This is a genomic window from Streptomyces sp. NPDC005374 (assembly GCF_042872225.1).
In the GTDB taxonomy this organism is placed as follows: domain Bacteria; phylum Actinomycetota; class Actinomycetes; order Streptomycetales; family Streptomycetaceae; genus Streptomyces.
In genome coordinates this window covers 167,249-179,768 of sequence record NZ_JBIAKA010000013.1, presented here as the reverse complement: position 1 = coordinate 179,768, position 12,520 = coordinate 167,249, and the positions used below count along the sequence as shown (strand labels likewise).

The following is a 12,520-nucleotide window of genomic DNA, read 5'->3' as shown; positions in this document are numbered from 1 at the left end:
TATGCGCCGCTTCTACCGAAAGGCGCCGGCGTTGCGGGCCGCCCACTCGGCGAAGGCGCGGGGCGGCCGCCCGAGGACCCGCTCCACGTCCGGGCTGACGCGCCGCAGACCGTCCGACGGGTCGCCGAGGAGGTCGAGGGTGGCGTCCGCGATCGGCTCCGGCATGAACCGCACCATCTCCGCCCTGGCCTCGGCCCGGCTCTGCTCGAGGAACCGCACGGGTTCGCCCAGCGCGGCCCCGATGGCGGCGGCCTGCTGCCGGGGAGAAACCGGGGCGGGCCCGGTCAGCTCGTAGACCCGCCCGGCGTGGGAGGCATCCCGCAGGACGACGGCGGCGACCTGGGCGATGTCGTCCGGATCCACGGTCGGCAGCGCGACATCCCCGAACGGCGCGGCCACCGTCCGCCCGGCGCGCACCGCGCCGGCCCACTGGAGGGTGTTGGAGTGGAAGCCGCCGGGCCGCAGCATGGTCCACTCGAGCCCCGACTGCCGTACCGCGTCCTCCAGTTGGGAGGGGTGCTCGCCGGTGCTGACCCCGTGCGAGGACAGCAGGACAACCCGCCTCACGCCCCCGGCGCGCACGACGTCGAGAACCTGCCCGAGGTCGCCGCCGGCGGCCACGAAGTCGCCGGAGGTCAGGAGAAAGAGGGCTTCGGCCCCGTCGAGGGCGGGCTTGAGGGTCAGTGGTTCGACGAGGTCGGCCTGATGATGCCGTACCCCCGCCGGTTGTTCGTCGGGACTCCGCCGGGTGACGGCCGTCACCTGCTCCCCCGCCGCGAGGAGCGCCCTCACCAGCGGCTGCCCGACGTTACCCGTAGCACCGGTCACCACGATCATTCTGTTCCCCGATCCGGAGGTTTCTGTGGACACACGGCGACGCTACTATCGGAAAGTCAGTAGGTACCTAGAGGAAAGTAATGGACGAAGGGCACCGATGTGACCGAGACCACACCCCAGAACGCCTGCCCGATCGCCCCCGTGGTCGACATCGTCTTCAGCCGCTGGACGACCCCGGTCCTGTGGGCCCTCCACGAGTACGGCCGCCAGCGCTTCGTGGAACTGCAGCGCCGGATCGGCACGATCACCCCGAAGGTCCTCACCCAACGCCTGCGCCAACTCGAACGCGACGGCCTGGTCCACCGCACGTACCACGCGGAGGTCCCGCCCCGGGTCGAGTACGAGATCACCGAACTCGGCCGCAGCCTGGCCCCGTTGTTCGCGACGCTGGCGCACTGGTCCCCGAACCTGGAGAGGGTCGAAGAGGCCCGGCGGGCTTATGACGCGAGGGACGGGGACGGGTCGGGCTGACGCGGGGCTGCGGTACCAGGTGATGCCACTTATCCGGCGGCACCCCGCACCAGGTCCCGCACCGCGCGCGCCCGCTCGTCGTTCGGGCTCAGCTCGCATGCCCGGGCCGCGTCGGCGAGGGCCAGGTCGAGGGCGCCGCGGGCCAGGTGGGTCTCGGCTCGGCGGCACAGGGCCCAGGTGTAGGTGGGGTTCAGGGCCAGGGCGTGGTTCAGGGCCGTGAGGGCCTCCTCGTGGCGGCCCAGGTCGGCGAGGGCGGCGCCTCGGCTCGCGTGGGCCGAGGCGTAGTCGGGGGCGAGGGCGAGTACGTGGTCGTAGTCGCGGAGGGACTCCTCGACGCGGCCGGCGTTCCGGAGCGCGTCGCCGCGTTCGCAGCGGCCCCAGGGCAGGTCGGGCTGGAGGGTCACGGCCCGGTCCAGGTCGGCCAGTTGGCGGGCGGGGTCGCCGAGGCCGCGCCATACGCGGGCGCGGCGGACCAGGGCCCAGACGTAGTCGGGGTTGAGGTCCAGCGACCGGTCCAAGTCCGCCCGGGCAGCGTCGAGTTGACCCCGGGCCAGGTGGACGGCCCCCCGGGAGGCCCAGGCGAAGTGGTGGGCCGGGTCCAGTTCGATCCCCCGGTCCAGGTCCCGGAGCGCTTCGTCGCCGTGGCCGAGCGCCCTGTGGTACTCACCGCGCACCGAGTGCGCGGGGGCACTGTCCGGCTCCAGCGCGAGGGCCCGGTCGAGGTCGGCCACCGCCGCTTCGTAGTCGCCGAGTTCACCCCGGACGTAGGCGCGGCCCCGGTAGGCGCGCGCGAGCCCGGCGTCCACCGCCACGGCCCGGTCGTACTCGTGCAGTGCCTCCGCAAGCGCACCGACGCGTCGTAGCGCGCTGCCCCGGACCACTCGGGCGTGTGCCTGGGCCGGTTCGTCGAGGCCCGCGCCGGTCAGCAGCCGGGCGAGCGCCGCGGTCACGCCGCCTTCGGTGAGCGCCCGGGACAGGTCGCTCCCCCATCGGGACACCGTCTCCGTGTCGCCGTCCCGGCCGGCCTCCCACAGGGTCCGCGCCCATCGTGCCGCGGTGACGTCGTCGGTGTCGCAGGCGTCCACGAAGTCCCTCAGCACCATGGGCAGTCCGGTACGCGCCTGGGCGCACAGCAGGTGGTAGGACTCGGCGAGCCGCAGCTCCCGCCACCTCTCGTCCGCCCACAACTCCCGCTCCGCACGCCCGGCTTCGGACTCCGTCCGCCACTCTCCGAACGTCCGGGCCAGGCCCAGGTGTTGGCGGACCCATCCGCGCGGGGACCGCCCCCGCAGCATCCGCAACATCGCCTCCCGCACCAGGTCGTGGTAGCGGAGCCGGTCGCCGCGGTCGACCACGAACGGCAGCGCCCGCAGCCAGCCGAAGAGCGCGTCGGCCTCGTGGTCCGGGCACTCCACGGCCTCCCGGAACACGTCCATGTCGAGGTGGCGGGGCAGGGCACAGGCGAGGGCCGCGGATCGCCGTACGGGATCCTGCTCCCACTTCAGGAAGCGTTCCACGGCCGTGGCGCTGGGGTCGCCGATGTCGTCGGGGTCGGCGGGGCGCTGCTCGGCGAGCGTGGAGACCAGCACCGGCAGGCCGCCCGTGAGGCGCAGGACCTCCTCGACGACGGGCTCGGAGACGACTCCCTTGCCCGCCAGCAGCCCTCGGGCCTCGGCCTCCGTGAACGGCCCGAGCGGTACGTCCGTCATGAAGTCGGCGAAGGCTCCCCAGCGGGCGGTGCCAAAGGGGCGCTGCCCTGCCGTGACCACGATGACGGTCGCGGGAAGGGTGCCGTGCCGGTCACCGGTCATCACCTCGTGCAGCCACTCGTCGAGGAACGGTCCGGTGCGCTCGTACGTGTCGAAGAACAGGACGATCCAGGGTGCCGTGGCCGCCGCGTCGGTGAGTTCGTTCAGCAGCACGGGGGTGAGCACCCGCTCCGGATACATGACCAGCTGAACGTCGTCCTGGCTGCGGAGGCGCGCACTGAGCGCGGCCCGCAACCTGTCCGCCGCCTGGGCCAGTTGAGCCGCGTCCAGGACTCCCGCGACCGCTCCCACCCCCGGTACCAGCCCCAGCCCGGCCAGCCCCGCCCGCGCCGCGATCATGCTGCCCGCCGACGGCCCCTCAGGCTCCGTTTCGAGGGCGGCGACGGCAGCCGCCTCCGCCTCGTGCCGGCGTTCCCGATGGGCGGTGAGGAGCCGGTCCAGTTCCTTGAAACGGCGGCCCTGAAGGCCGAGTTGGTGGCTTATCGCAGCCATGGCCTCCGACACGCTGCCGACGCTCTCGTCGACGTAGGCCGTCAACGCCCCTTTTTCGCGGGCTATTTGGTCGAGCTCCCGCACCAGGAACGTCTTCCCGACCCCGGCGTTGCCGTGCACATGGAAGAGGAAGCGGTGCCGCTCGTCCTCCGGCGGCAGGTCGAAGTTCGTGCGGAACGCGGCCCGTTCCGCACCCCGCCCCACGAACCCGGCCCGCATGCGCCGCCGGACCAGCTCCTGCATCGACGGTCGCGCCTGCGCCATCCCGGTCCACCCTTCACTTCACCCTGGCCGAACGCCGACCATTCTCGTGCAGTCGATCTGGAACACATCGCCCCGCGCGGGGAAGGATGGCCCCCATGGCATCGACACCCCCACGCACCACACGAAGCGCACTTCACCTCACCGCCACCCTTCTCACCGCGAGCGTCGCGCTGTACATAGCGCTCGTCGCGTTCGGGAACATCACGGACTTCGGGACGAACCAGGCGTTCGTACAGCACGTGCTCGCGATGGACACGACGTTCAAGGACGACGATCTGATGTGGAGAGCCATCACCAGTAAGGGACTTCAGAACACGGCGTACGTCGTGATCATCATCTGGGAGACGCTCGCGGCACTCGTGCTGATCTACGGCACCTGGTTGTGGGCGCGCCGGGACGACGCGGCGGCCCGGCGGTTCTCCACCTACGGCCTGCTCATGCTCATGCTGCTGTTCGGCGCCGGGTTCATCGCGATCGGCGGCGAGTGGTTCTCCATGTGGCAGTCGGACACCTGGAACGGGCTGGACGCGGCCCTTCGCGTCTTCCTGCTGAGCGGGGTCGTGCTGCTGGTGGTCAACCTGCCGGGCAGGTCGGAGCAGCCCGCCGCCTGACGGCGACGGACGGCCGTGGGATCCGGCCGACGGATCCCACGGCCGGCGGACCCCACGTCGGATCCGTCAGTCCAGCACCGGCAGCAGCTCCGGCAGATGCCCGTCGGACACGGCCGCCGCCTGCTGCCGTTCCTCCGGCACCTCGCCGTAGAGGGTCGTGCGGGGGCGTGCGGGACGGCCCGCGGCCTCCGCGACCGCGATGAGGTCCTTCACCGACTTGTACGAGCCGTACGACGAACCCGCCATCCGCGAGATCGTCTCCTCCATCAGCGTGCCGCCGAGGTCGTTCGCGCCGGAGCGGAGCATCTCCGCCGCGCCCTCGGTGCCCAGCTTCACCCAACTGGTCTGGATGTTGGGGATGTAGGGGTGCAGGAGCAGCCTCGCCATCGCCACGACCGCCCTGTTGTCCCGCATCGACGGGCCCGGGCGGGCGATACCGGCCAGGTACACCGGGGCGTTGGTGTGGATGAAGGGGAGGGTCACGAACTCCGTGAAGCCGCCGGTGCGTTGCTGCATGCCGGCCAGCGTGCGCAAGTGGCCCAGCCAGTGACGTGGCTGATCCACATGGCCGTACATCATCGTCGACGAGGAGCGCAGGCCGACCTCGTGCGCGGTCTCGACGACCTCGATCCAGGTAGCCGTCGGCAGCTTGCCCTTGGTCAGCACCCAGCGGACCTCGTCGTCGAGGATCTCGGCGGCCGTGCCGGGGATGGAGTCCAGGCCGGCCTCCTTGGCCGCCGTCAGCCACTCGCGGATGGACATGCCGGTCCGGGTGGCCCCGTTGACGACCTCCATCGGCGAGAAGGCGTGCACATGCATCCCCGGGACCCGCTCCTTCACCGCTTTCGCGATGTCGAAGTACGCCGTCCCCGGCAGGTCCGGATGGATGCCGCCCTGCATGCAGACCTCCACCGCGCCCACCTCCCAGGCCTGTTGGGCCCGGTCGGCCACCTGGTCCAGGGACAGCGTGTAGGCGTCCGCGTCCGTCCGGCGCTGCGCGAACGCGCAGAAACGGCAGCCGGTGTAACAGACGTTGGTGAAGTTGATGTTGCGGGTCACGATGTACGTCACGTCGTCGCCGACCACCGACTTGCGCACGTCGTCCGCGATCCGGGTCAGCGCGTCCAGGGCGGGCCCGTCCGCGTGCAGCAGGGCGAGCGCCTCTTCGTCGGTCAGCCGCGTCGGATCGTCGGCGGCGACCCGCAGCGCCTCCCGTACGTCCGTGTCGATGCGCTCCGGCACCATGCCGGGGGCGGCCGCCTCGCGCAGGGCGCCCCAGTCGCCGTAGACCTCGTCGAAGTCGTCGCGGCGGTCGGACGTACGGCCCTCGGTGTCGATCGTGGCGTGCAGATCCGTGCGGCCGGACGGGACGAAGACCTCCTCCGGCTCCTGCCACGGCAGCCCCACCGGGAGGGCGTCGGGACGCGCGAGGCCCGTGTCCGGGTCGGCCAGCGCGGCCACGTGCGGCCGCAGCCGGGGGTCCAGCCAGGGCTCGCCGCGCTGCACGAACTCGGGGTACACGCAGAGCCGTTCGCGCAGTTCGAAGCCGGCCGCCGCGGAGCGCTCGGTGAGCTCCTCGATCTGCGGCCAGGGCCGCTCGGGGTTGACGTGGTCGATGGTGAGGGGGCTGACACCGCCCCAGTCGTCGATGCCCGCCCCGATCAGCCGCTCGTACTCGCTGTCGACGAGGTTCGGCGGGGCCTGGATGTTGGCGGCCGGGCCCATGACGAGACGGGCCACCGCCACCGCGGCGACGAGTTCGTCCAGTTCCGCGTCCGGCATGCCGCGCATCGCGGTGTCCGGCTTGGCGCGGAAGTTCTGGATGATCAGTTCCTGAACGCTGTGGTACGCCCGCGCTGTGCGCCGGAGCGCGAACAGGGACTCGGCGCGCTCCTCGTACGTCTCCCCGATCCCGATGAGGATGCCGGAGGTGAAGGGGACGGAGGAGCGGCCGGCGTCCTCCAGCACCCGCAGCCGTACGGCGGGCTCCTTGTCCGGTGAGCCGTGGTGCGGCCCGCCGGGCTCGGACCAGAGCCTCTCGGCCGTCGTCTCCAGCATCATGCCCATGCTGGGCGCCACCGGCTTCAGCCGCTGGAAGTCCGTCCACGACAGCACGCCCGGGTTGAGGTGGGGCAGCAGGCCCGTCTCCTCCAGGATGCGGATGGAGATGGCACGGACGTAGGCGAGGGTGTCGTCGTAGCCGTGCGCGTCCAGCCACTCCCTGGCCTCCGGCCAGCGGTCCTCGGGCTTGTCGCCGAGGGTGATCAGGGCTTCCTTGCAGCCGAGGGCCGCTCCCCTGCGCGCGATGTCCAGCACCTCGTCCGGGGACATGAACATGCCGTGGCCGGCCCGGCGCAGCTTGCCGGGCACGGTCACGAAGGTGCAGTAGTGGCACTTGTCCCGGCACAGCCGGGTCAGGGGGATGAAGACGCTCTTCGAGTACGTGATGACGCCGGGGCGGCCCGCCTGCGCGAGGCCGGCGTCCCGCACCCGGGCGGCGGACGCGGTGAGGTCCTCCAGGGCCGCACCGCGGGCCTGGAGGAGTACCGCGGTCTCGGAGACGTCGAGGGCGACACCGTCCCGGGCCCGTTTGAGGGCACGACGCATGGAGTTCTCGGTGGGGCCGGTACCGCCGGGGCGGTCGGTGGGGCCGGTTCCGGAAGTCGCGGAAGTCGTCATCCTTCGAGCATACGAGCGGTGTGATCAGGTCAGAGGGCCCGACCGGAGGTGGGTGACGTCACACCCCGCTCCCACCGTCCGGGACATAACGGGCATACTCATCAAGCGCCTTGAACGTCTCCCCCTCCCCCGCCGACGGCAGCTGCAGCACGACCTCCTCGATGCCGAGCTCGGCATAGTGGGCAAGCTTGCCGGGGGTGGGCAGGACGGCGTACGGCACGACCTGGAGGGCGGCCGGGTCGCGGCCCGCGTCGGACCAGGCGGCGCGCAGCACGGGCAGGGACTCGGTCAGGCCGCGCCCACCGATGGGCAGCCAGCCGTCGGCGTACTCACAGATGTGGGAGAACAGCTTCGGCCCGGCGGCACCGCCCACCAGGGTCCGCTTCCGCACGGGCTTGGGGTGGGCGTGACTGGCCCGCACACTCCCGAACTCCCCCTCGTAGGCGGTCGGTTCGTCCGCCCAGAGCGCCTGCATCAGGGCCATCCGGTCGCGGACGAGTTCGCGTCGGGTACGCCACTCGACCCCGTGGTCGGCGGCCTCCTCGACGTTCCAGCCGAACCCGAGCCCGAGCGTGAACCGGCCGCCGCTGAGATGGTCGAGGGTCGCGATCTGCTTGGCGAGGTCGATCGGGTCGTGCTGGGCGACCAGCGTGATGCCGGTACCGAGGCCGAGCCGCTCGGTGACGGCGGCGGCCTGGCCGAGCGCGACGAAGGGGTCGAGCGTACGGCCGTACTCACGCGGCAGCTCCCCGCCCGCCGGATACGGCGTGACCCGCTCGACGGGGATGTGGGTGTGCTCGGGCAGATACAGCCCGGCGAAGCCCCGCGCCTCCAGCTCACGGGCGAGCCGGGTCGGGGTGATGGTCTCGTCGGTGAGGAAGATCGTCACGGAGATGCGCATGACCGCATCTCTACCGGGTCGACGCGGGGATGTCCATACCGACTGGTCGGCATCGTTGGAGGCCTCGGCGGCCTGGTCGGCATCGTCGGCCTGGTCGGTTGCGCCACCTGTCGGTCGGGGCTGATGCGGTGGTCTGTGGTCTGCCGAGGGCTATCGGCGTCGGGCGACGGCTGTCGAGGGCTGCCCGTCGTCGGTCGACGGCCGTCGGAGGCTGCCTGTCGTCGGTCGACGGTCGTCGAGGGCTGTCGGTTGTCGGTCGACGGCTGTCGGTGGTCTGTCGGGGCTGTAGGTCCGGTGTCGGTGGCTTGTCGACGCGGGCGCGGAGTCTTTCCACAGACCCCGCCGACACCCACACCCGGCGGACCACGACCCCTGAGGAGTCACCATGACCACCACCTCCACCTCCACCCACGTCACGATCATCGGCGCGGGACTCGGCGGCCTCATACTCGCCCGTGCCCTGCACGTCCACGGCATCCCGGCCACCGTCTACGAGGCGGAGTCCTCCCCGACGGCCCGTACGCAGGGCGGGATGCTCGACATCCACGACTACAACGGACAGCTGGCCCTCGATGCGGCCGGCCTGCTGGACGAGTTCCGCGGCCTCGTCCTGGAGGGCCGCGAGGCGACACGGATGGTCGACCGGGACGGAACCGTACTGTTCGACCAGCCCGACGACGGCACCGGCGGGCGCCCCGAGGTGCAGCGCGGCGAACTGCGGCAGCTCCTGCTCGACTCGCTCCCGGCCGGCACGGTCCGGTGGGGACACAAGGTCAGCGGTACGCGCGCCCTCGGCGAAGGCCGCCACGAGGTGACGTTCGCCGACGGCACCACCGTCGTCACCGGCCTGCTCGTCGGCGCGGACGGCGCGTGGTCCCGGGTACGGCCGCTGCTCTCCGACGCGGTGCCCGCGTACACCGGAATGTCCAGCGTCGAGGTCCACCTGTACGACGCCGACACCCGGCGCCCGGCCATCGCGAAGATGGTCGGAGGCGGGGCGCTGTACGTGCTCGCGCCGGGCAAGGGCTTCGTGACGCACCGGGAGCGGGGCAGCGACCTGCACACCTACGTGATGCTCGCCCGGCCGCAGGACTGGTTCGCGGACATCGACTTCGCGGACGGCGCCGTGGCGAGGGCGCGGATCGCGGCGGAGTTCGACGGCTGGGCCCCGGAACTCACCGCGCTGATCACCGACGGCGACACCGCCCCGGTGCTGCGCCCCCTCGTCGCCCTGCCCGTCGAGCACCGGTGGGAGCGGGTGCCGGGAGTGACCCTGATCGGCGACGCCGCCCACGTGGCCGCCCCGAACGGCGAGGGCGCCAACCTCGCCATGCTCGACGGCGCCGAACTCGCCCACGCCCTCGCCGCGCACCCCGACGACATCGAGACCGCGCTCACCGAGTACGAGCAGGCCATGTTCCCCCGCAGCACCGAAGCCGCCACCGAGGGCACCGAGTTGTACGCCCTCATGTTCGGCGACACGGCGCCTCACGGCCTGATCAGCATGTTCACGGGGGAGGAGCGGGGCGAGTGAGCGACTCGGGCCGCTTCATTCGTCGAGGTATCCGAGTGCTGTCACCCGGCGACATGAAGAGTCGCCCCTCTCGAACCTGCCATTCGGTCGTGCCGTCCATTTCGTGTCTGGCGAGGAAGAAGCCCACGACGCGGTCTCCGTCTTCGTTGGCCGGGATCCTCGCGATGTCCCGAACCTGCTGAACAAGCCAGTCCAGGCCCGACTCGCGGATGTCGGCGCCGTAGAACATGTAGTGGGTCCAGTTCACATGTCGGCGGGGTGTGCCCCATCCATGGGAGTAGTGACCGTCTTCGTGGGACGAGATGATCTCCTGGGCTGCGGCGAGTTGGTGCTCGTCGCACTCCAGCCACCCTCTGACGGACACGAAGACACCCATCGACGTTCCTCCCGTTCCACAGCAACCGACGCGCACCTGTTGTGGCAGAGGCTCCCACATGGCCGTCGGCCGACCGGTAGCCTGCGGCGATGCCCGATCCCTCCCCCTTCGCCGTCCCCACCCGCTTCGACGGTGCCCGTGACCGTGTCGCAGTCGTCGTTCCAGGCGTCGGTTACTCGCCTGCCAGGCCGCTGCTTCACTTCGCTCGCAACGTGCTTGTCCAACACGGCTGGACGGTCCAGGAGTTGTGGTGGCAGGTGCCGGACGACTTCATGCAGTTGGCTGTGGAGGACCGGATCGCATGGGTGGAACGGCAGGTCACCCAGGCCGTCGACGCCGAGGCAGGGGCCTGTCGTCTTCTCGTCGGCAAGTCGCTGGGCTCCCTCGCCTGCGGCGTCGCGGCTGACCGGAATATCGCGGCAGCCTGGCTCACTCCCCTTCTGAGCACCGACCATGTGGTCCGTGCTCTCCAACGAGCCGAAGCGCCGACCCTCCTCATCGGTGGGAGCGCGGACAAACTGTGGGATTCACGAATCGCCGAGTCCCTACGACACGACGTCCTGGAAGTCCCCTCGGCGGATCACGCTTTGGAACTCGCGGACGACGCCGTGGGATCCGTTGGCGTGCTGGGGCAAGTCGTCTCACGGCTGGAGCGGTTCATAGGTTCTCTCGGCAGGTGACAACTAGGGGTTGACGTCGACAACCAGGGGTTGTCACCATGGAGGCATGGCAGACACGAATGATCTCTCCGCGCATCAGTCGACCATCGAGCGCATCAAGGAGGCGCGTGCGCAGGCCATCCACCACACGCGCATGGCCCGACAGTTCGCCGTTGAGCGGCGCGATTTGATGCAGGGCCTTCTTGGCCAGGGCGTCTCGCAGGCCGACATCGCACGTGAACTCGGGGTGACACGCCAGGCCATTCAGAAGATGCTGGCCTGCTGAAGCGCCGACCGGGCCGCGATCAAGGCGACGTCCGCGTGAGGACCTTGAGCTCGTCATCATCGATCCCGCGGACCTGCACCCGTATCGCCACCCGTGCAGCTTGGCGGGACGGCGCCTGCCGCACAGCCTGCTGTCGGGCTCCGCGGGATTTACGGTCGCGTGAACCCGTGACTTCGTTCCACTTTCGCCACATGCAGCGTTTGACATGCTCCTCGGGCTGAAGCCCGAGGATTCTGGCCGTCCCCACCTGTTGCTGTGCCGCTACGCGGCACAGGTCCGGGTGGGGATTCCATGGCTTCCTGCTTCTTCGCGCTGTGCCGGGACAAGTCCCGGTCTTACCGGCGCTCCGCAGGCCGATACCGCCAGTCCGGCGGCCTGTTTGACGTTGATCGCGGCATTGTGGTCGCGGTCGTGGACGGTGTCGCAAGCGGGGCAGGTCCACTCCCTTACATGCAGGGGTTTGGGCCCGTCCCGGTGCCCGCAGGTGGAGCATGTCTGGCTGGTGGGCTCGAACCGGCCGATCTTGACGAAGGTCCGCCCGTACCGCTGCGCCTTGTATTCGAGCATGGTCACGAACTGTGCCCAGCCCGCGTCGTGCACGCTCTTGGCCAGCCGGGTACGCGCGAGTCCGGATACCGCCAGGTCCTCCACCGCGACCGCTTGGTTGTCGCGGATCAGCTGGGTGGAGAGCTGGTGGTGGAACTCCTTACGCGCATCAGCCACGCCCGCGTGAGCACGGGCGACCTTCCGGCGGGCCTTGGCCCGGTTCTTCGATCCCTTCCGCTTGCGGGACAGTTCCCGCTGGGCTTTCTTCAGTTTCTTCTCCGCGCGGCGCAGAAACCGCGGGCTGTCGATCTTCGTTCCGTCGGAGAGGACCGCGAAGTGTGTGAGTCCGAGGTCGATGCCGACGTCGCTGCCCGGCTCCGGCTCGTCCCAGCGCGCCCGGTCCGTCGCGGAGTCGGTGTCGATGACGAACGAGGCGAAGTACCGCCCGGCCGAGTCCAGGATCACCGTCACGCTGGAGGGCACGGCCGGCAGGACCCGCGACCACTTGACCGTGATCTCACCGATCTTCGGCAGGGACAGCCGCCCACCGCTGGTGATCTTCCAGCGGGCGTTGGCGGTGAACCGGATCGCCTGCCGGGCATCCTTGCGCGACTTGAAACGCGGCGCACCCACCCGCTTCCCCTTGCGCTCTCCTTTGAGGGAGGCGAAGAAGTTCCGGTATGCGGCCTCCACGTCCCGCAAAGACTGCTGCAGCACAACCGAGGAGACCTCGCCCAGCCAGCAGCGCTCCACCGTGTGCCGGGCCTTTGTGATCAGCCGCTTCGACAGCTCGGCCGCGCTCGGGAACGGCAGCTCAGCCGCGCGGGCGTCCTCCCGAGCCCGTACCGCGTCGTTGAACACCACCCGTGCACACCCGAACGCCCTCGCCAACGCGGCACGTTGACCAGGCTCCGGGTACAACCGGAAGGCGTACCGAAGCTGCATGCGGTGATCGTACGAACACACGACACCCGCTGTCGCCGGGAACACCCGTTCCCCGCCTCACCCTCACAGCCCGCACCGTCCGGCTCCGCCGGAATGACACCGCGACGCTCCGCGCCGCAGTCACGAGATTCGCTTCACCACCGGGCTGAA

General features: G+C 70.6%; 11 protein-coding genes. 5 read left to right on the top strand and 6 right to left on the bottom strand.

All coding sequences use genetic code 11. From position 1 onward, the window contains the following. Window positions 1-12: 12 nt before the first annotated feature. The gene (locus ACFYRX_RS31025) at window positions 13-837 is read right to left on the bottom strand and encodes an NAD(P)H-binding protein (RefSeq protein WP_389106938.1); all 825 of its coding nucleotides are present in this window, start codon (window positions 835-837) and stop codon (window positions 13-15) included. A 99-nt stretch (window positions 838-936) separates the two neighbouring features. Between ACFYRX_RS31025 and ACFYRX_RS31020 the strand changes: the two genes are divergently transcribed. Next, the gene (locus tag ACFYRX_RS31020; protein WP_389106711.1) at window positions 937-1,308 is read left to right on the top strand and encodes a winged helix-turn-helix transcriptional regulator; all 372 of its coding nucleotides are present in this window, start codon (window positions 937-939) and stop codon (window positions 1,306-1,308) included. Between the two features lie 29 nt (window positions 1,309-1,337). Here ACFYRX_RS31020 and ACFYRX_RS31015 read toward each other — a convergent pair whose 3' ends face one another. After that, window positions 1,338-3,833: a tetratricopeptide repeat protein gene (locus ACFYRX_RS31015; protein WP_389106709.1), complete on the bottom strand. Its 2,496-nt coding sequence runs from the start codon at window positions 3,831-3,833 to the stop codon at window positions 1,338-1,340. Window positions 3,834-3,928: 95 nt separating this feature from the next. Between ACFYRX_RS31015 and ACFYRX_RS31010 the strand changes: the two genes are divergently transcribed. Then, the gene (locus ACFYRX_RS31010) at window positions 3,929-4,444 is read left to right on the top strand and encodes a DUF2165 domain-containing protein (protein WP_389106707.1); all 516 of its coding nucleotides are present in this window, start codon (window positions 3,929-3,931) and stop codon (window positions 4,442-4,444) included. 66 nt (window positions 4,445-4,510) lie between these two features. On the opposite strand, the gene ACFYRX_RS31005 is transcribed toward ACFYRX_RS31010, so the two are convergent. Both ACFYRX_RS31005 and ACFYRX_RS31000 read right to left on the bottom strand, forming a co-directional pair. After that, window positions 4,511-7,123 carry a bifunctional FO biosynthesis protein CofGH gene (locus ACFYRX_RS31005; RefSeq protein WP_389106704.1) on the bottom strand — a complete coding sequence of 871 codons (2,613 nt, stop codon included), beginning with the start codon at window positions 7,121-7,123 and terminating at the stop codon, window positions 4,511-4,513. 58 nt (window positions 7,124-7,181) lie between these two features. After that, window positions 7,182-8,024 (bottom strand): LLM class F420-dependent oxidoreductase, encoded by an 843-nt coding sequence (locus tag ACFYRX_RS31000; RefSeq protein ID WP_389106701.1) that lies wholly within the window; start codon window positions 8,022-8,024, stop codon window positions 7,182-7,184. Window positions 8,025-8,409: 385 nt separating this feature from the next. On the opposite strand from ACFYRX_RS31000, the gene ACFYRX_RS30995 reads away from it, so the two are divergent. Continuing rightward, complete coding sequence (locus ACFYRX_RS30995) at window positions 8,410-9,558, top strand: FAD-dependent oxidoreductase (RefSeq protein WP_389106699.1); 1,149 nt, start codon at window positions 8,410-8,412, stop codon at window positions 9,556-9,558. Here the strand turns inward: ACFYRX_RS30995 and ACFYRX_RS30990 are convergent. Then, complete coding sequence (locus ACFYRX_RS30990; RefSeq protein WP_389106697.1) at window positions 9,533-9,934, bottom strand: hypothetical protein; 402 nt, start codon at window positions 9,932-9,934, stop codon at window positions 9,533-9,535. The genes ACFYRX_RS30995 and ACFYRX_RS30990 overlap by 26 nt on opposite strands. 89 nt (window positions 9,935-10,023) lie before the next feature. On the opposite strand from ACFYRX_RS30990, the gene ACFYRX_RS30985 reads away from it, so the two are divergent. Both ACFYRX_RS30985 and ACFYRX_RS30980 read left to right on the top strand, forming a co-directional pair. Next, window positions 10,024-10,614, top strand: coding sequence for an alpha/beta hydrolase (locus ACFYRX_RS30985; protein ID WP_389106695.1), 591 nt, complete (start codon window positions 10,024-10,026; stop codon window positions 10,612-10,614). A gap of 46 nt (window positions 10,615-10,660) precedes the next feature. Then, window positions 10,661-10,879, top strand: coding sequence for a TrfB-related DNA-binding protein (locus tag ACFYRX_RS30980; protein ID WP_389106693.1), 219 nt, complete (start codon window positions 10,661-10,663; stop codon window positions 10,877-10,879). A 261-nt stretch (window positions 10,880-11,140) separates the two neighbouring features. Here ACFYRX_RS30980 and ACFYRX_RS30975 read toward each other — a convergent pair whose 3' ends face one another. Beyond that, window positions 11,141-12,370 (bottom strand): RNA-guided endonuclease InsQ/TnpB family protein, encoded by a 1,230-nt coding sequence (locus ACFYRX_RS30975; RefSeq protein ID WP_389106690.1) that lies wholly within the window; start codon window positions 12,368-12,370, stop codon window positions 11,141-11,143. Between the last annotated feature and the right edge of the window lie 150 nt (window positions 12,371-12,520).